At 45.6% G+C, this 18969-nt stretch carries 21 protein-coding genes; 7 read left to right on the top strand and 14 right to left on the bottom strand.

Annotation, left to right across the window (positions count from 1 at the left end):
• The first annotated feature begins 46 nt into the window (after positions 1 to 46).
• Together cysD and AOC20_RS02475 are read left to right on the top strand one after the other, a co-directional pair.
• The gene (cysD, locus tag AOC20_RS02480; RefSeq protein WP_215361156.1) at positions 47 to 970 is read left to right on the top strand and encodes a sulfate adenylyltransferase subunit CysD; all 924 of its coding nucleotides are present in this window, start codon (positions 47 to 49) and stop codon (positions 968 to 970) included.
• Positions 970 to 2316, top strand: a complete 1347-nt coding sequence (locus tag AOC20_RS02475) for a sulfate adenylyltransferase subunit 1 (protein WP_215361155.1) — start codon at positions 970 to 972, stop codon at positions 2314 to 2316. The genes cysD and AOC20_RS02475 overlap by 1 nt, the downstream gene beginning before the upstream one ends.
• A 65-nt stretch (positions 2317 to 2381) precedes the next feature.
• On the opposite strand, the gene AOC20_RS02470 is transcribed toward AOC20_RS02475, so the two are convergent.
• The 9 genes from AOC20_RS02470 to uvrB all read right to left on the bottom strand — a co-directional run bounded on the left by AOC20_RS02470 (position 2382) and on the right by uvrB (position 10541).
• Positions 2382 to 2600: a YgaP family membrane protein gene (locus AOC20_RS02470; protein ID WP_215361153.1), complete on the bottom strand. Its 219-nt coding sequence runs from the start codon at positions 2598 to 2600 to the stop codon at positions 2382 to 2384.
• 253 nt (positions 2601 to 2853) lie between these two features.
• Positions 2854 to 3192: an ISC system 2Fe-2S type ferredoxin gene (fdx, locus tag AOC20_RS02465; protein ID WP_215348652.1), complete on the bottom strand. Its 339-nt coding sequence runs from the start codon at positions 3190 to 3192 to the stop codon at positions 2854 to 2856.
• A gap of 32 nt (positions 3193 to 3224) precedes the next feature.
• The gene (gene hscA, locus AOC20_RS02460) at positions 3225 to 5090 is read right to left on the bottom strand and encodes a Fe-S protein assembly chaperone HscA (RefSeq protein WP_215361151.1); all 1866 of its coding nucleotides are present in this window, start codon (positions 5088 to 5090) and stop codon (positions 3225 to 3227) included.
• A 28-nt stretch (positions 5091 to 5118) separates the two neighbouring features.
• Positions 5119 to 5646: a Fe-S protein assembly co-chaperone HscB gene (gene hscB, locus AOC20_RS02455; protein WP_349814558.1), complete on the bottom strand. Its 528-nt coding sequence runs from the start codon at positions 5644 to 5646 to the stop codon at positions 5119 to 5121.
• Entirely contained in the window at positions 5624 to 5947 is a 324-nt protein-coding gene (gene iscA / locus AOC20_RS02450) for an iron-sulfur cluster assembly protein IscA (protein WP_012357505.1), read from the bottom strand. The genes hscB and iscA overlap by 23 nt, the downstream gene beginning before the upstream one ends.
• 23 nt (positions 5948 to 5970) lie before the next feature.
• Positions 5971 to 6357 (bottom strand): Fe-S cluster assembly scaffold IscU, encoded by a 387-nt coding sequence (gene iscU / locus AOC20_RS02445; protein ID WP_072583083.1) that lies wholly within the window; start codon positions 6355 to 6357, stop codon positions 5971 to 5973.
• A gap of 35 nt (positions 6358 to 6392) precedes the next feature.
• Positions 6393 to 7652: an IscS subfamily cysteine desulfurase gene (locus tag AOC20_RS02440; protein ID WP_215361148.1), complete on the bottom strand. Its 1260-nt coding sequence runs from the start codon at positions 7650 to 7652 to the stop codon at positions 6393 to 6395.
• Between the two features lie 28 nt (positions 7653 to 7680).
• Entirely contained in the window at positions 7681 to 8250 is a 570-nt protein-coding gene (locus AOC20_RS02435) for a Fe-S cluster assembly transcription factor (RefSeq protein WP_215361147.1), read from the bottom strand.
• 149 nt (positions 8251 to 8399) lie between these two features.
• Positions 8400 to 10541, bottom strand: coding sequence for an excinuclease ABC subunit UvrB (uvrB, locus tag AOC20_RS02430; RefSeq protein WP_433915463.1), 2142 nt, complete (start codon positions 10539 to 10541; stop codon positions 8400 to 8402).
• Between the two features lie 181 nt (positions 10542 to 10722).
• Here uvrB and AOC20_RS02425 point away from each other — a divergent pair, with 181 nt between their 5' ends.
• The 5 genes from AOC20_RS02425 to AOC20_RS02405 are packed head-to-tail and all read left to right on the top strand — an operon-like array spanning position 10723 to position 15051.
• Positions 10723 to 11922, top strand: a complete 1200-nt coding sequence (locus AOC20_RS02425; RefSeq protein WP_215361146.1) for an amino acid aminotransferase — start codon at positions 10723 to 10725, stop codon at positions 11920 to 11922.
• 41 nt (positions 11923 to 11963) lie between these two features.
• Positions 11964 to 13244, top strand: coding sequence for a polyhydroxyalkanoate depolymerase (locus tag AOC20_RS02420; RefSeq protein ID WP_215361144.1), 1281 nt, complete (start codon positions 11964 to 11966; stop codon positions 13242 to 13244).
• Positions 13245 to 13290: 46 nt separating this feature from the next.
• A complete protein-coding gene (gene rsxB / locus AOC20_RS02415) occupies positions 13291 to 13977 on the top strand; it encodes an electron transport complex subunit RsxB (RefSeq protein ID WP_215361142.1) in 687 nt (228 codons plus the stop codon).
• A complete protein-coding gene (gene nth / locus AOC20_RS02410) occupies positions 13977 to 14633 on the top strand; it encodes an endonuclease III (protein ID WP_215362111.1) in 657 nt (218 codons plus the stop codon). The genes rsxB and nth overlap by 1 nt, the downstream gene beginning before the upstream one ends.
• A complete protein-coding gene (locus AOC20_RS02405; protein WP_215362113.1) occupies positions 14626 to 15051 on the top strand; it encodes a DUF1841 family protein in 426 nt (141 codons plus the stop codon). The genes nth and AOC20_RS02405 overlap by 8 nt, the downstream gene beginning before the upstream one ends.
• Before the next feature lie 53 nt (positions 15052 to 15104).
• Here the strand turns inward: AOC20_RS02405 and AOC20_RS02400 are convergent, their stop codons facing one another.
• From AOC20_RS02400 to aceA, 5 genes are all read right to left on the bottom strand, one after another.
• Positions 15105 to 15578, bottom strand: a complete 474-nt coding sequence (locus AOC20_RS02400; RefSeq protein WP_215361140.1) for a hypothetical protein — start codon at positions 15576 to 15578, stop codon at positions 15105 to 15107.
• 18 nt (positions 15579 to 15596) lie between these two features.
• On the bottom strand, positions 15597 to 16277 hold the full coding sequence (locus AOC20_RS02395; RefSeq protein ID WP_215361139.1) for a DUF2092 domain-containing protein: 681 nt from the start codon (positions 16275 to 16277) through the stop codon (positions 15597 to 15599).
• 226 nt (positions 16278 to 16503) lie between these two features.
• On the bottom strand, positions 16504 to 16824 hold the full coding sequence (locus tag AOC20_RS02390) for a hypothetical protein (protein WP_215361137.1): 321 nt from the start codon (positions 16822 to 16824) through the stop codon (positions 16504 to 16506).
• A 17-nt stretch (positions 16825 to 16841) separates the two neighbouring features.
• Positions 16842 to 17282 carry an HIT family protein gene (locus tag AOC20_RS02385; RefSeq protein ID WP_215361135.1) on the bottom strand — a complete coding sequence of 147 codons (441 nt, stop codon included), beginning with the start codon at positions 17280 to 17282 and terminating at the stop codon, positions 16842 to 16844.
• Positions 17283 to 17388: 106 nt separating this feature from the next.
• Positions 17389 to 18687: an isocitrate lyase gene (aceA, locus tag AOC20_RS02380; protein ID WP_215361133.1), complete on the bottom strand. Its 1299-nt coding sequence runs from the start codon at positions 18685 to 18687 to the stop codon at positions 17389 to 17391.
• Between the last annotated feature and the right edge of the window lie 282 nt (positions 18688 to 18969).

Raw genomic sequence — 18969 nt, 5'->3', positions numbered from 1 at the left:
GATTAAGAAAATATTTAATAGAACTTAGCAAAGAACGAAGTAGAAAATGCAAGAAAAAAAATTATTAGATGATCACCTAGACTGGCTTGAAGCAGAATCGATTTACATCATTCGCGAAGTAGTAGCGCAGTGCGCCAACCCAGCCATGCTGTTCTCTGGCGGCAAAGACTCTATTGTGATGTTTCACTTAGCGTGCAAGGCATTTCAATTCGGTGATCGTCCTGTAAAGCTTCCTTTCCCCATTTTGCATATTGATACTGGCCACAACTATCCAGAAGTCATTGCCTATCGTGATGCCGTGGTTGAAAAGACTGGCGTAAAGCTGATTGTGGGTCATGTTGAAGACTCCATCAAAAAAGGGACTGTGCGTTTACGCAAAGAAACAGATTCTCGGAATGCTGCGCAAGCCGTAACTTTGCTCGAAGCCATTGCAGAACATGAATTCGACGCCCTAATGGGCGGCGCCCGTCGCGACGAAGAAAAAGCCCGTGCCAAGGAACGTATCTTCTCTTTCCGCGATGAATTCGGCCAATGGGATCCTAAAGCCCAGCGCCCTGAGCTCTGGAATCTTTATAACGCTCGCATCGCTAAAGGTGAAAACATGCGCGTGTTCCCCATCTCCAACTGGACGGAGCTTGATATCTGGCAATACATTTCTCGCGAGAAACTAGAGCTTCCAAGCATTTACTACACTCACCAACGTGAAGTGGTAAAGAAAAACAGTCTATTAGTTCCAGTAACCGATGTAACTCCTAAAGCACCTGGCGATATCAGCGAGATATTAAGTGTGCGTTTTCGTACCGTTGGTGACATCAGCTGTACCTGCCCAGTCTTAAGCACCGCCGCAACTCCACTCGAGATTATTGCGGAGACGGCTATTACTGAAATTACTGAGCGTGGAGCTACCCGCATGGACGACCAAACCAATGAGGCCTCTATGGAGCGCCGCAAGAAAGAAGGTTACTTCTGATGACTACCAATCAAAATATGAACCAAAACGTGGTGCGTTTCATTACTGCCGGCAGCGTGGATGATGGCAAGAGCACTTTAATTGGCCGCTTACTCTATGACACCAAATCTATTCTGGTAGATCAACTAGAGTCACTCTCCAAAACCAAGCATGCCCGTGTTACCTCATCTGATGCAGGTGTAGATTTAGCCCTTTTGACTGATGGACTAGAGGCTGAACGTGAACAAGGCATCACCATTGATGTAGCTTATCGCTACTTCTCTACTCAGAAGCGTAAATTTATCGTGGCTGATGCCCCAGGGCATGAGCAATACACTCGCAATTTGGTTACCGGCGCATCTCAATCGGATGTCGCTGTGATCCTAGTAGATGCAACTCGCGTTGATCTCAACACTACACCAGCAACGCTTTTAGCACAGACTAAGCGTCATGCTGCGATTGTTCATTTATTGGGTCTGCGTCACGTAGTGTTTGCCATCAATAAGATGGACTTGTATGAGTTTGATGAAAAAGTATTTAATACTATCAAGACATCGATCGAAGATCTGACCCAAAAGATTGGCTTACCTAAACCAACTTTGATTCCAATCTCCGCATTGCTGGGTGCTAACGTAGTTACTGCTAGTAAAAATACACCTTGGTATAAAGGACCTACCCTGCTTGAGTGGCTAGAGAGCCTAGACACTAGCCCTGAGTCAGAAAAACTGGCACTTCGCTTCCCGGTTCAATATGTAGCCCGTCAAGATGGCAGTGCTTCTGATGATTTCCGCGGCTACCTTGGTGAGATTGAGTCTGGCAGTATCCGTAAGGGTCAAAAGATTAAGGTCCTTCCTAGCGGCTCAGAAGCAACCGTTACTGAGATATACCTAGACAATCGCTCAAGCAGTAAGCAGACTAATGGCAGCAATGCGGTGGATTCTGCGCAAACAGGTCAAGCAGTAGCAATTCAATTATCCGAAGATATTGATGTGTCACGCGGATCTCTATTCATTAGCGCGGAAGATAGTCATCCGCCAGTGCTGAGTAAGCAGCTCTCTGCTGATTTGTGCTGGCTAGATAGCGAACCACTTTCCTTGAGCCGCAAATATGCCTTACGCCACACCACCAATACCGTTGGCGCAAAGGTAAAAGCAATTCAACAGGTGCTAGATGTGCAAACACTCTTGCAATCAAGCGATGTGCATACACTTTCTACCAATGCAATCGGCCGTGTGGACTTCATCCTACAAAAACCGATTGTTGCCGATTTATTTGATCAGTCCCAACGCACTGGTGCATTCATCCTAATTGATGAAGCAACAAACCATACCGTTGCAGCCGGAATGATTCGTGAGGCGGTAGCTTAGTAAGCATTACCTAGTAAATGACACGTTAAAAAGCCTCGTATTACGAGGCTTTTTTCATTTCATCATTATTTACAGCAACCGCCACTACTGGAATCAGGGCCTGTTCCACATGAATTAATTCCAAGAACTGGATAGAGTGGGCAGAACCTAAACAAACCTGTCGCCAAAGGCACGATGCCAATCCAACCCCAAGCGCCAACTACATTGCTTGCTGCCAGCCCAGTTAACACCAAACCTACTGCGATGCGCAGAACGCGATCGATACCACCAACGTTACATTTCATTTAATTCTCCTCTTTGAATGGTGCTGAAAATGACATTCACTAACAATATGTATATTTACATAATGTAATTTAGCATAATAAAAATTATTAAGCAAAAGAAAAGCCACCCCGAAGGATGGCTTAAAAGATTTTTTTGGAGGTACTACCTAAAGAATGAACTACTGCATCGACTACAAGTTCATATTAATCCTCGTACCTCTGTTACTTTGTAGCTATTGCATGGATTTAGAGCCTTATGCTCTATATTGGTGCATCAATGGTTTTCTTTGGCATGATTGATTGAATATTTAGGAATTTCAATCACTAGGTCCTGTTTGGCCACGATAGCCTGGCAAGACAGACGGGACTGCGGATTTAATCCCCACGCACGATCAAGCATATCTTCCTCATTCTCATCAGGAGGATTCAAGCTTTGAAAGCCCTCTTTCACGATGACATGGCAAGTAGTACAAGCACACACCATATCGCAAGCATGTTCAATCGGAATGTCATTCTCTAATAAAGCTTCGCAGATCGAAGTGCCTGGAGCAACTTCTACAACGGCCCCTTCCGGACAATACTCACTATGCGGTAGTACGACGATTTGAGTCATGATTCTTTTCTATTGTTGGTCAATTTGTATTTTTAAATTTCAGCAACATTCTTGCCGGATAAAGCCTTCTGAATGCTAGCGTTCATGCGCATTTGTGCAAAATCATCGGTTGCCTTGGCAGCATGATCAACTGCCTTACGAACAACAGCGCTATCAGTTTCGTCATTCAAAATCTTTTGTAATGTCGCCATTTCTTGATCAATGACGACTTGCTCTTCCTTACTCAGCAATGCACGATCACTATTTAGTGCTGTTTGCACTGCATCTAATAAACGCTGTGCATTTACCTGTTCTTCGCGCAAAGACCTGGAAAGCATATCCTCATTAGCGGAGGCAAAACCGTCTTGCAGCATGCGGGTAATCTCCGCGTCCGTTAAGCCATAAGAGGGTTTGATATCGATAGAGGCTTTCACGCCAGAGCCTTGCTCAGTAGCGCTGACAGATAGAAGGCCATCAGCATCTACCTGGAAGGTAACCCGGATGCGCGCTGCACCTGCAGCCATAGCTGGGATGCCACGTAATTCAAACTTACCTAATGAGCGACAGTCTTGAGCCAGCTCACGCTCACCCTGCACCACCTGAATCGCCAAAGCAGTCTGACCATCTTTAAAGGTCGTGAAATCCTGAGCTCGAGCAACTGGAATCGGCGTATTACGAGGAATAATCTTCTCCACCAGACCGCCCATGGTTTCAATACCGAGCGATAGTGGAATGACATCCAAAAGAAGCCACTCATCATCTTTGCTTTGGTTACCTGCTAGTAAGTCAGCCTGCATCGCTGCTCCCAATGCAACCACTTGATCTGGATTCAGATTGTTTAATGGCTGTGTACCAAAGAGTTCTCCAACGGCACGTTGTACATTAGGCATGCGGGTTGAACCGCCTACCATCACAACACCTTTAACATCCTCAGCCTTTAGACCAGCATCACGCAAAGCTTTTTTACAGGCTACTAATGTTTTATTGATTAAGTTCTGAGTGATCTCAAAGAGTTGCGCTTGGCTTACACCAACATTAACTACAGTGCCATCAGCAAGAGTTTCATGAACTCGTGCCAAAGGGTTGTGACTTAATTGTTCTTTGGCATGCTTACATGCCTGCAAGAGCGTTGCGTGATCATGGATCGAGAGCGGAGAAAGCTTTGCCTGCTCAATCACCCAGCAATACAAGCGATGATCAAAATCATCGCCGCCTAATGCAGAATCACCACCAGTAGAGAGCACTTCAAACACCCCTCTACTCATACGCAGTATGGAGATATCAAAGGTACCACCACCTAAGTCATAAACTGCGTAGACACCTTCAGAAGCATTATCTAGACCATAGGCAATGGCAGCGGCAGTAGGCTCATTTAGTAAACGCAGAACTTCAATCCCCGCTAACTTCGCAGCATCTTTAGTTGCTTGACGTTGTGCATCATCAAAGTAGGCGGGAACTGTAATCACCGCACCCACGATGTCATCAGAGACAGAGTCTTCAGCTAGTTGGCGTAAACGCGCGAGTATTTCTGCGGAGACTTCAATGGGGCTCTTATCACCAGCCACCGTTCTCAGCTTGAGCATGCCAGGCTGATCAACAAAGTCATACGGAGCACTTTCAATATGCTCTATATCCAATAAGCCGCGTCCCATAAATCGTTTCACTGAAACAATGGTGTTCTTGGGGTCAATCACCACACTCTCAAGCGCCTCAAAGCCTGCCTGAGTTCTACCGTTTGGCAAGTAACGAATTACTGAAGGCAATAACTCTCGACCTTGCGCATCTGGTAATACCTTAGGCAGTGCATCGCGCACGATAGCCACTAAGGAATTGGTAGTGCCTAAATCAATACCTACGGCAATTCGCCGCTGATGAGGCGCTAGTGATTTACCAGGTTCGGAGATTTGTAATAAAGCCATAAGGGATTGAGTTTAATTTACGCGAGAGTTAAACCAGCGTAGAAATGGTGTCATCGAGCTCTGCGGCGAACTTATCGATGAAAAGTAGACCGCGCAGCAACTCGGCAGCACGCGTATAGTTTTTAGCACCATCGATTGCCTGAGCAATTTCAGCAAGAGTATCTTGCTTAGATTGCTCGACCTCAGACATCAAGACTTCTAGGGCAGCCAGATCTTCTGCCTGCTCATCTAAATTCTCGCGCCATTCCATTTGCTTCATTAGAAAGGCGGCAGGCATGGCGGTATTGGTTTCTAGCTTGGCATCAACCCCATGAAGCTGACAAATATAGAGCCCACGTTGAATAGGATTCTTGAGGGTCTGCAAAGCAGTATTTGCTAAGGTGGCCATCTGCATTGCAAGGCGCTGCTCTACATCACTGCCGCGTGCATTGCGATCAGGGTGTACTTCCCTCTGAATTGCTAGGTACGCCTGATCAAGGGCAGGCAAGTCGATTTTGAATTGCTGATTTAATCCAAAGAAGCGAAAGTAATCGTCAGACGCGGAAGGATTCGCCACAACCACACTCATCTTTTACGTTTGGATTTTGAAACTTAAACCCCTCGTTCAAACCCTCACGTACAAAGTCTAGCTCTGTACCGTCTAAGTAAGCCAAGCTCTTTGGATCGACAAATACTTTAATACCATTAGATTCAAATACCTGGTCTTCAGCTGCAGGCTCATCCACATACTCGAGTTGATAAGCCAAACCGGAACAACCGGTTGTGCGAACTCCCAAGCGCAAACCACAACCTTTACCGCGCTTTTCTAGATTGCGGTTTACGTGTGCAGCTGCTTTGTCGGTTAAGGTAATTGCCATAGTTTTGACTTCTTATTTTTTCTTTATTTCGCCGGATGCTTTTCTTTGTAATCAGCTACAGCTGCCTTTATAGCGTCTTCCGCCAAGATAGAGCAGTGAATTTTTACTGGTGGCAAAGCCAACTCTTCAGCAATCAGGGAGTTCTTTATCTCGAGCGCTTGATCCAAAGTTTTACCTTTGACCCACTCGGTAACCAATGAAGATGAGGCAATTGCAGAGCCGCAGCCATAAGTCTTAAATTTTGCATCCTCGATCACACCTTGATCGTTCACGCGAATTTGCAACTTCATTACGTCGCCGCAAGCTGGTGCGCCAACCATGCCAGTACCCACACTCTCGTCGCCCTTTTCGAATGAGCCAACGTTACGGGGATTTTCGTAGTGGTCGATAACCTTTTCACTATATGCCATGGTATTTCCTCTGTAATTTTTATGTATTTATATTTTTAGTGTGCTGCCCATTGAATCGTGCTGAGATCGATCCCATCTTTATACATTTCCCAAAGTGGTGATAGCTCACGCAACTTGGCAATCTTTTCTTTCACCAACTTGATGGTGAAATCGACTTCTTCTTCAGTTGTAAAGCGGCCTAAGGTAAAGCGTATAGAGCTGTGCGCTAACTCATCGTTACGGCCCAAGGCACGCAACACGTAAGAAGGCTCAAGGGAGGCGGAGGTGCATGCTGAACCAGATGAGATCGCTAAATCCTTAAGCGCCATCAACATAGACTCGCCTTCAACATAGTTAAAACTAATATTAAGGTTATGGGGAACACGATCATCCATGTCGCCATTGACATAGACCTCTTCAATATCCTTCAGACCATTGAGCAAGCGATCGCGCAAGGCACGGATACGTTTGTTCTCTTCTGCCATCTCGATACGGGCAATGCGAAATGCCTCGCCCAAGCCTACGATCTGGTGAACCGCAAGAGTTCCCGAACGCATGCCGCGCTCGTGACCGCCACCATGAATCTGCGCTTCAATGCGGATACGGGGCTTACGACGTACAAACAAAGCACCAATACCTTTTGGACCATAACTCTTGTGCGCAGAAAAACTCATCAAATCTACTTTGATCTTTTCAAGATCGATTTCTATTTTGCCAGTAGCTTGAGCCGCATCTACGTGCAAAATCACACCGCGCGAACGACACAAATCACCAATCGCAGGAATGTCTTGCACAACACCAATTTCATTATTGACATACATTACTGATGCCAAAATCGTACCTGGCTTCATCGCAGCTTCAAGCTGTGCAAAATCAATCAAGCCATTTGGCAATACGTCTAAATAAGTGACTTCATAACCTTCGCGCTCGAGCTCACGACAAGTATCTAAAGTAGCTTTGTGCTCGGTCTTAACGGTGATGATGTGGTTGCCACGATCCTTGTAGAAATGCGCAGCACCTTTTAAGGCCAAATTAATACTTTCAGTAGCGCCACTAGTAAACACAATTTCTCTTGGATCAGCGTGCACTAATTGAGCAACCTCAGAACGCGCCCACTCAACCGCTTCTTCTGCAGCCCATCCATAAGCATGGCTACGGGAAGCGGCATTACCAAACTGCTCACGTAAGTAAGGCAACATTTTGTCAACCACGCGAGGATCAATCGGTGTAGTAGCCGAATAGTCCATGTACACAGGGAAGTGTTCAGGGCTAAACATAGGAACCGGTTGCTGCGGTAAAGCTTGTGGTGCGTTCATGATTTATCTATTGTTAGGTGATTTGTTATTAACTTTGGCGTGCCAAATTGAATACTGAATTCACTAATGGTGCTTTTGGCGCCGCTTCTTTTTTAGCCGCAAGTGCTGGAGCTAGTTTTTCAGCTTTTGAACTTTCAACTTTAATTTTCTTCTGGCGCATATCTTGAATGACGATACCGCGCCCTTCTTGTTGATGCACTAAATCTTTTAAGCTCACCGAACTCAGGTACTCGACCATTTTAGAGTTGAGATTGCTCCAGAGATCGTGCGTCATACAGCGACCATGATTCTCATCATCGGAATGGCAATTTCCTTTGCCGCCGCATTGAGTTGCATCGAGAGGCTCATCGACCGCAACAATAATATCGGCAACACTCACCTCTGAAGAGGGGCGGGCCAGGGTGTAACCACCGCCGGGACCACGCGTGCTCTCCACGATATTGAAGCGGCGTAATTTGCCGAACAATTGCTCGAGGTAAGAAAGGGAAATCTTTTGTCTTTGGCTAATTCCGGCCAAAGTTACAGGGCCATGCGTTTCACGCAGGGCTAAATCAATCATTGCGGTTACTGCAAAACGACCTTTGGTTGTAAGTCTCATATGTCACCTTGGTAATGGATTGTTATGGACAGCTAACAGTCGGGCGGGTAATACCCGACCATTCCACTCAACTTTAACATAATCCCTAGCAATCTGCTCGGGAATTATCCCAAAAACCTCAATACAAGCCAGGAATTAGCTACTTGACTCTAGACAGAGTCCCTAGATCGGGCTCCAAAAGCCATTTCTTTGACCTTGGTAAGCCTATCGCGGGTGCTGGCAGCCTTTTCAAACTCTAAATTCTTAGCTTCGGAGTTCATTTGTTTCTCTAGGCGCTTAATTTCAGCTGCTAAATCCTTCTCGCCCATATCCTCATAGCGAGCCCGCTCCTGCTCAGTCTGCATCTCCTGGCGCTTCTCTTTGACGTCGTAAACGCCATCAATAATGTCTTTAATACGCTTTTGGACCCCTTTGGGCTCAATACCATGGAGCTTATTGAAAGCAACTTGCTTGGTTCTGCGCCTTTCAGTCTCCCCCATCGCCCGCTTCATGGAGTCTGTGATGCGATCGGCATACAAAATGGCTTTACCGCGCACATTGCGAGCCGCTCGTCCAATGGTCTGAATCAAGCTGCGCTCAGAACGTAAGAAGCCTTCTTTATCGGCATCCAAAATTGCAACGAGAGATACCTCAGGAATGTCCAAACCTTCACGCAATAAATTAATACCGACTAGTACATCAAAGACACCTAAGCGTAAGTCACGCAAAATTTCTACACGCTCCACAGTATCGATATCCGAGTGAACATAGCGCACCTTTACACCATTGTCTGAAAGATAGTCTGTTAATTGCTCCGCCATACGCTTAGTCAATACAGTGACCAATACACGCTCACCCACTTTGACGCGTGCATGAATTTGATCTAACAAATCATCGACCTGCGTGCTTGCTGGCAAGACTTCAATCTCAGGATCCACTAACCCCGTTGGTCTAGCAACTTGCTCAACTACTTGACCTTGATGTTCTTTTTCATAATCAGCAGGTGTTGCAGAAACAAAAATAGTTTGACGCATCTTCGTTTCGAACTCAGTAAATTTGAGCGGGCGATTGTCCATTGCCGAAGGCAAGCGGAAACCAAATTCCACCAAAGTATGTTTACGAGATTTATCGCCGTTGTACATGGCATTAAGCTGCCCAATCAGCACGTGGCTCTCGTCTAGGAACATCAACGCGTCATTTGGCAAATAGTCCACCAGCGTTGGCGGGGCCTCGCCAGGGGCGGCGCCAGACAGGTGACGGGAGTAGTTCTCAATACCCTTACAGAAACCTAACTCATTAAGCATCTCCAAATCAAATCGAGTACGTTGCTCAAGACGTTGTGCTTCAACTAACTTGCCATCTTTTACAAACTCATCTAAGCGAGTGCGCAATTCTGTTTTGATTGTTTCGATGGCTTTCAGAACTGTGTCGCGCGGAGTCACGTAGTGCGAACTTGGGTATACGGTAAACCGTGGAATCTTCTGACGAATTTTTCCAGTGAGAGGATCGAAGAATTGCAAACTTTCGATGACATCGTCAAACAACTCAACGCGTACTGCCAGCTCATTATGTTCAGCTGGGAAAATATCAATCGTATCGCCACGTACTCGAAATACGCCGCGCTTGAAATCAGTTTCATTGCGGTCGTATTGCATAGCAATGAGGCGCATCAAAATATCGCGCTGACTCATCTTGTCACCTGGACGCAAAGTCATCACCATACTGTGATAATCGCCAGGATTACCAATGCCGTAAATTGCCGATACTGTTGCAACAATGATGACGTCACGACGCTCTAACAAACTCTTGGTCGCGGATAAGCGCATCTGCTCGATGTGCTCGTTAATCGAAGAGTCTTTTTCAATAAAGAGATCACGCTGTGGAACGTAGGCCTCTGGCTGGTAATAGTCGTAATAACTGACAAAGTACTCAACTGCGTTTCTAGGGAAAAACTCCCTAAATTCACTATAAAGCTGGGCAGCTAGGGTCTTATTAGGGGCAAAAATGATGGCTGGACGACCGGTTCTAGCGATCACATTGGCCATGGTGAAGGTCTTGCCGGAGCCGGTAACCCCCAAAAGCGTCTGGAAGGTCAATCCATCCTCAACACCCTCCACCAGGGCATCAATAGCCTGTGGCTGGTCTCCAGCAGGGGAAAATGGCTGATAGAGCTGGTAAGGGGAGTCTGGGAAGGTAACGAACTTGGCTGGATCCAGGTCGTGACCAGCCTCACCCAAAGGATCCGCAGCAGGGCTTTTCTCAACCGCTTTTACTTCAGTTTTTGATCCAGTTTTCGGTAACTTAGGGGGCATCTCGGCTATCATTTCATCTGTGAGTTTTCTTCACAGCGAATTTTGTACAAACAATGATTTTGCCGTTTTTCTTAGGAAATAGTTGATTCTGGCCTCAAAAACCGACAATTAAGCTGAATTTAACGTCAATTACGAACAAAACGACCTCTAATTACCCTCTAACTACCAATTTCGACCTCAAATGACACTGTTTGCCTCCGTTCAATTAGCCCCTAAAGATCCTATTTTTGGCCTCACAGAAGCCTACGTTGCAGACCAACGTGCTGACAAAGTAAATTTAGGTGTTGGCGTTTATTACACAGACGAAGGCAAGGTTCCACTTTTGAAGGCAGTAATTAAAGCGGAAGAGGCAATTGTTGCAAAACACTCGCCACGTAGTTATATCCCTATTGAAGGCCCAAATCCATATAACAGTGCAGTGCAAAATTTATTGTTTGGTGCTGAATCATCACTCATCAAAGATGGTCGCGTTGTGACTGCTGAATGTCTTGGCGGTACAGGTGCATTACGAGTTGGCGCTGATTTTATTAAGCGCCTAAACCTAAATGCACCTTGCGCGATTAGTAACCCAACTTGGGAAAACCATCGCGGTATTTTTGAATCCGCTGGCTTTGATGTAGTGGAGTACACCTACTTCGACGGCAAAACTCGCGGTGTCGATTTTGATGGCATGGTGAAATCTTTAGAGTCATTCCCAAAGAACACGACCGTGTTGTTGCATGCTTGCTGCCACAATCCAACTGGCGCGGATATTACTGAGGCGCAATGGCGTCAAGTGATCGACATCTGTAAAAACAAAGGTCTCATCCCCTTCTTAGATATGGCCTACCAAGGCTTTGCGGCTGGGATTGAGCAAGATGGTATTGCTGTGCGCCTCTTTGCTGAATCAGGCATGTCTTTCTTTGTATCTAGCTCTTTTTCTAAGTCTTTCTCGCTCTATGGCGAGCGTGTTGGCGCCCTGTCTATCGTGACACAAAGCAAAGATGAATCTACTCGCGTGCTTTCGCAATTAAAGCGTGTGATCCGAACCAACTACTCCAACCCCCCAACTCATGGCGCCGCAATTGCTGCTGCTGTTTTGAACTCACCAGAGTTACGAAAGCTCTGGGAAGATGAGTTGGCAGAAATGCGTGATCGCATTAAATCAATGCGTCATGGTCTGGTTGAAAAACTCGCTGCCGCTGGAGTGAAGCAAGACTTTGCTTTTATCGAGAAGCAGCGTGGCATGTTTTCTTACTCAGGCTTAACGGCTGAGCAAGTTGAGCGCTTACAGAAAGAGGACGGCATTTATGCCCTATCTACTGGACGCATTTGTGTTGCAGCACTCAATACTAAAAATATTGATAAGGTGGCTAAAGCAATCGCCCGCGTATTAGCTTAATTAAGCGTAATAAGCGGATACACTGAATTACCGGAGGTACCATGCTATATCAGTTACACGAATTTCAAAAAGCTCTACTTCAACCTGTTAGCTCATGGGCGCGCGCCGCTTCTGAAGCCTTTATTAATGCATCTAATCCTGCCTCCAAAGTTCCAGGATCAGATCGACTGGCAGCTAGCTATGAACTTCTCTATCGTCTAGGCAAAGACTATAAGAAACCAGAATTTGGCATTCGCTCTGTTAAAGCACATGGTCACGAAGTCGCGATTCATGAAAGAACAATCGTTGCAAAACCTTTTTGCAATCTAGTTCGTTTTAAGCGCTTTTCTGATGATGTAGAAACCATTAAGAGCCTCAAACAAGATCCTGTTGTATTGGTAGTTGCTCCTATGTCTGGTCATCACGCAACTTTATTGCGCGATACTGTACGTACCCTCTTGCAAGATCACAAGGTTTACATCACTGATTGGGTTGATGCGCGCTTAGTGCCAGTAGAAGATGGCGAGTTTGGTCTTGATGACTACGTTCATTATGTTCAAGACTTCATTCGTACTATCGGCGCAGAAAATTTACATGTTATTTCTGTATGCCAACCAACCGTTCCAACTTTAGGCGCGATCTCTCTAATGGCAAGCGCTGGTGAAGCAACACCAAGCTCTATGATCATGATGGGTGGCCCAATTGATGCACGCAAATCACCAACAGCCGTAAATAACTTGGCTGATCAAAAGTCTTATGAGTGGTTTGAAAGTCACGTGATTTATAGCGTGCCACCTACATATCCAGGCGCTGGCCGCAAGGTTTATCCAGGCTTCTTACAGCACACTGGCTTTATCGCTATGAACCCGCAGAACCATTTACAGTCTCATTGGGATTACTTCCAAAACCTAGTTCGTGGAGATGAACAGGATGCGGAATCTCACATTCGTTTCTATGATGAGTACAACGCGGTGCTAGATTTAGATTCCAAGTTCTATCTCGATACCATTAAAACTGTTTTCCAAGACTATGCATTACCTAATGGCACCTGGAAAGTATCTGGTGAGTTAGTCAAACCACAAGATATTAAAAAGACAGCACTCCTCACTATTGAAGGTGAGCTTGACGATATTTCCGGAAGCGGCCAAACGCGCTCAGCACATGATTTGTGTGCAGGCATCTCGAAAGATAATAAAGACCATTATGAAGTTGCTGGTGCCGGTCACTACGGTATCTTTGCTGGTCGTCGTTGGCGTGAGAAGGTTTACCCGAAAATCAAAACGTTCATACGTGAGCATCAGAATACGAAGAAAACAGCTACTCGGACTACTAAGTCGGCATAAATTAAGGGCTCTTCGGAGCCTTTAATTTTAAGAAGATTGCACTTCAATGAGTCATTCCAATAACCTCATCGATCAACTGGAAGATATTCTTCCACAGACCCAGTGCACTAAATGCGGCTACCCTGATTGCCACGGATATGCTGAGGCAATGGCGTCTGGCGATGCTCTACCTAACCGCTGCCCTCCCGGTGGCATAGAAGGCATCAAACGCCTTAGTAAGGTCTTGATACCTATCTACCCGCAAGATGCCTTTGATCTTCACCCCACTATCGATCCAGAGTGTGGATTTGAGCGCCCAAGACCGGTAGCGCTAATAGATCCTCAAAAATGCATTGGCTGCACCTTATGTATTCAGGCTTGTCCTGTTGATGCAATTGTTGGGGCTTCCAAGCAAATGCATGTGGTGTTGACAGAATGGTGTACGGGTTGTGACCTTTGTATTCCACCATGTCCCGTAGATTGCATCAGCATGATTGATGTGACCGACAATCAAACTGGCTGGGATGCTTGGTCTCAAGATTTAGCAGATGTTTCTCGTCAGCGCTATCACGATCGCGAGCAACGTCTTGATCGTGAACAAAAAGATAATGATGATCGCTTGGCAAAAAAAGCTGCAAACAAGTTAGTGGCGATCAATTCTGAAAACCCATCATCAGCAGATGAACTGAAAGAGCAAGAACGTAAGCGCGCCATCATTGCTGCAGCCATTGCACGAGCACAGCAAAAGCAATGATGAATCCAGAAAAGCGGCGTGCTTTTTTTGAGCAGCTCAAAGCCAATAATCCTAAACCAGAAACTGAACTGGAATACAGCTCGCCATTTGAGCTATTAATTGCAGTATTACTATCTGCACAAGCTACCGATATATCAGTCAACAAGGGCACACGCGAGCTATATAAAGTTGCCAATACCCCACAAGCCATGCTGGACTTGGGCGAGAAAGGTGTCAGACCCTATATTCAGCATATTGGCTTATTCAACTCCAAGGGCAAACATATTCAGGAAACTTGCAGACTACTTCTTGAAAAGCATGGAGGCGAAGTTCCACAGACTCGCGAAGAATTAGAGGCTCTTCCAGGTGTTGGTAGAAAAACAGCCAACGTCATTCTGAACACTGCCTTTGGAAAAATTGCCATGGCTGTTGATACTCATATTTTTAGAGTATCCAACCGAACTGGCCTAGCGCCAGGCAAGGATGTTCTCAAAGTGGAGCAGCAATTACTTAAGCGCGTGCCCAAAGAATATCTATTAGATGCGCATCATTGGCTTATTCTGCATGGCCGATATACTTGCAAGGCACGCAACCCAGATTGCGCACAATGCATTGTTGAACCCTTGTGCGGTTTCAAACAAAAAACAGGTAAAGGAAAAGTTCGTGGCGATATTTAATCCAACCCGTGAAGAAGTACGTCGTTTTTTCTGCGATACCTGGAAAAAGAAGACTGAGAATCATATTCTTGATCCCATGGAAACACTTGCAAGTGATTGGATGGTTGAGCATCCCGAATATCACGACTTACTCACGGATCCAGAAGGCGCCCTAGGACAAGACTACACCCCGGAACGCGGTGAAACCAATCCGTTCTTGCATCTATCAATGCACCTGTCGATCAGTGAGCAGATCTCCATTAATCAACCGCCGGGCATTAAAGAGATTGCGGAGAAGCTGTCGCAGAAACTAGGCTCAATGCATGATGCGCAACACGCCATCATGGAATGTCTAGGACAGGTGATGTGGGAAGCACAGCGAGAAGGTCAGCCACTAAATCCAGAGAAGTATCTAGAGGCGTTAAAGAAACTCATCTAGATTTTCAAATCGAATATTAACGAGAACAAAAAACCACCCGAAGGTGGTTTTTTTCATCCAGGAACTACTCGGTAGTAAAAAGCATTTCCGCCATATAGAGGCCTCATCCGAAATCCTTGGCACTGGTAGAAATTAATACCATTTCTTGGCGCCAGAAAACATCCCGGCAACAAGTTAGGGAAGGTAGATCCAACCGGTGGAATGGAATAAGTACCCGCTGGAGCCGCTGGTCCGGGTGCAGATACCACCTGTTGAGCAGGAGCCGCCACTACTTGAGTAGGCTGCTGCACATAAACAGGGGGAGGAGCCTGCTCTACTACCACCGGTGCAGTAGATCCCTCAACAACTTCAGCGCCTGCCACCACCGCTGGACCAACCCATCCAGGTCCACAACGCCAACATCCACCACCCCAGCCTGGACCGCGCCAACCCCCGCGATATCCATGCCAGTAAGCTTGAGTATCAGTAGTGGCAGTTAATGTTATTAATCCAACCAAACTTAATAAAACATAAGCAAAAATTTTCATATGATGTCCCCGATTCTTCTATTTAAGTGGCGCATCTGGCTGCGCAAATTCAATGGTGAGGGCTTTAGAGAATCTGCTGGCGTCAAAACGTGCATCTGGAATACTGGTATTTAACTTCCAATTCTTATATTGGAGCGTTGTTCTCGGTAAAGATTTATCGCCAAGATAAATCCAGGAAGCCATATAAGGAAGATTGTCCTTCGCTCCAATCCAAATTTGACCTTGTAACTGTCTACCAGCCATCACAATCACATTGGTTTCAACACCACCAACTAGCTTAGTCTTACCTACTACAAAAGCATCCGTTAAGCCTTGGGTTAAATGCTCATAGGGATTAGAAAGGATCAGGTCATCGCCAGGAAAAAATAAGCCAGCTTTATCGTAGGCAAATTTTGCAGCCTCATCAATATTGTCCGGACAATCACTAACAGCAACGAGATTCTTTTCAGGGCTATAGGCAAATAGCTTCTTGCCATTGAATAGAACCTCACTCGAAGGACCATCACCCCAGACGACAACATCAAATTTATTTGGACGCTGTAGCGCAACCTTTGCGGCAGTTGAATAAATTACCGGAAGACCATCAATTGATGGAAATTCAGACTGGACCAGAGCCTCAAATTGCATCGACTTTGCTGCCGAAAGCTTATTTGTCATTGCCTTGAGCAAATCCAAGGCAGCCGGCTCGATTGCAGTCATCCCCTTGGGTAGCTGAGGTCTTTTTGGGGCCTCAGGCCGATTATTAACGCCGGATTGAGCGCTAGCTACACTGAAGATAAAGCATGAAATCAGCGCTGAAGCAAACTTGCTAAGCGAATGCATAGATAGCCTTAAAAGTTAGTGGATATGTATCAAATTCTATTGCAATAGTTATAGCAATAAATCTCGACTAAAACGGGCAAACCCTAATGAATACGCCCTAAGATTAATAGGCAGTGCACTCATTTCCCTGAAATTGTGCCCGCACCACAATATTATTTTGAATTGAGAATACTGTTGAGCAATACAAAGGAGTCACTGTTCTACCCCAATAACCACCTTGAACATAGACTCCATCATTACGAGCATAAGTTAAGTATCGAGTTGGCCCACTAATCACAATGGATACTGGCACCCCCCAACCAGCCTCCAGAGCTTGCTCAGATTGACCGACCCAAGTTTGTAGATCTGCCTGGTAGTTTGCTACAGTGGAGCAACCGGCCAGAAAAATTCCGACAACGACAATTAATTGCTTAAATAAATTCATGAATATCAGCCTGATGTTTACGAAAGTGCTGCAATCGCAGCTTTGATGGCGGCAGGCAAATCCTGCGCTTTTTTTCTTCTAGCATCTAGTGTTGCAAGTGAAGTATCTTGAGTCTTATTTGACCAAATCGACCCTGGGAAGAATGCATCATCCTTAAATCTAGGGATGACATGCCAATGAATGTGGGGAACCATGTTACCCAGGGCGGCAATATTCACCTTATCTGGATGCATGACTTGGCGTACAGCTTCTTCAACAGCAAACACCAAAGCCATTAAATGATCGCGCTCACCATAGGTCAGATCAGTCATCTCGGCTACATGGCGATTCCAGATCACCCGACAGAAGCCAGGCAGGTCGGGGTCGTTTACCAGAATGACACGGCAGTCATCTCCGCGCCAAATCAGTTGCCCATCTTCGATCTTAAGTTCGTCTTTACAGAGTACGCAATTGGTCATGGGGAGAATGTAAACGAAAACGGCACCTAAGTCACCCTTGTGGGGTCATTTAGGTGCCGCGGCAGCATTGGTATATGACTGCTTACTACGTACTACTTAGGGATTCTTAGTGGAACTGCTCTTCCTCAGTAGAACCAGTCAACGCTGTTACAGAAGACTTACCACCTTGAATAACAGTAGTTACGTCGTCGAAGTAACCAGTGCCAACTTCTTGCTGATGTGAAACGAATGTGTAACCACGGTCACGAGCAGCAAACTCAGGCTCTTGTACTTTCTCGATGTATGCAGTCATACCGCGCTGCATGTAGTCTTGAGCCAAGTCAAACATGTTGTACCACATAGAGTGGATACCAGCCAATGTGATGAACTGATACTTGTAACCCATAGCGCCTAATTCACGTTGGAACTTAGCAATAGTTGCGTCGTCCAAGTTCTTCTTCCAGTTGAAAGATGGTGAGCAGTTGTAAGCCAACATCTTGCCTGGGAACTTCGCACGAATTGCTTCAGCAAACTGACGAGCAAACTCAAGATCAGGCGTACCTGTTTCACACCAAACCATATCAGCGTAAGCAGCATATGCCAAACCACGGGAGATCGCTTGATCCAAACCTTTACGTGTTTTATAGAAGCCTTCTGGAGTGCGCTCACCTGTCAAGAATGGCTTGTCATTTGCATCGTAGTCTGATGTCAACAAATCGGCAGCCTCAGCATCCGTACGAGCTAAGATGATGGTAGAAACACCCATAACATCGGCAGCCAAACGTGCAGAAATCAATTTTTGTACTGATTCTGTAGTTGGCAACAATACCTTGCCGCCCAAGTGACCGCACTTCTTAACAGAAGACAATTGGTCTTCGAAGTGAACGCCAGCAGCACCTTGTTTGATCAATGCTTTGCTCAATTCGAAAGCATTTAATACGCCACCGAAACCAGCTTCAGCGTCAGCAACGATAGGAGCGAAATACTCAATGTAACCTGCGTCGCCTTTGTTGATGCCTTTAGCTGTTTGAATCTCATCAGCACGTTGGAATGAGTTATTGATACGCTCAACCATCTTAGGAACTGAATCTACTGGATATAAAGATTGGTCTGGATACATTGCTGCGTAAGAATTACCGTCAGCAGCAACTTGCCAACCTGACAAGTAAATAGCTTGTACGCCAGCTTTAACTTGTTGCATTGCTTGACCACCAGTCAAAGCACCTAAACAGTTTACGTAAGCTTCATTGTTCACTAAGTCCCAAAGACGCTCAGCGCCATGCTTAGCTAAAGTGTGCTCAATCTTCAATGAGCCGCGCAGACGTACTACGTCCTCAGCCGTGTAACCCCGTGTAATACCTTTCCAGCGTGGATTGGTATCCCAGTCTTTTTGTAGTGCTGCGATTTCTGCTTTGCGATCTGCCATGTTTTTCTCCCTAAGTTAAACAAGTACTTCAAAATTTAAGGACTCTTAAGACTCATTTAAGTCTTATGTCTTATATAAGAGTTTAGCTAGTTCAAAAAAGCAAGCAAGTAAAATTGAAGGAATTTAATAAAATATTTAGTTATTTAAATTCAATAACTTATATTGTATTTTTTGCAATGTGGAATGGCTACCCACTGATTGAAATGAAATGGCTAGGTACTTTCTGCAGGGAATTTTATGCAGCGTAATGACATTTCATATTATGAAATTTATAAGCTGCGA

Origin of the sequence: Polynucleobacter ibericus (assembly GCF_018687955.1) — a bacterium.
GTDB classification, from domain to species: Bacteria; Pseudomonadota; Gammaproteobacteria; order Burkholderiales; family Burkholderiaceae; genus Polynucleobacter; species Polynucleobacter ibericus.
This window is presented reverse-complemented; position numbering and strand designations above follow the sequence as displayed.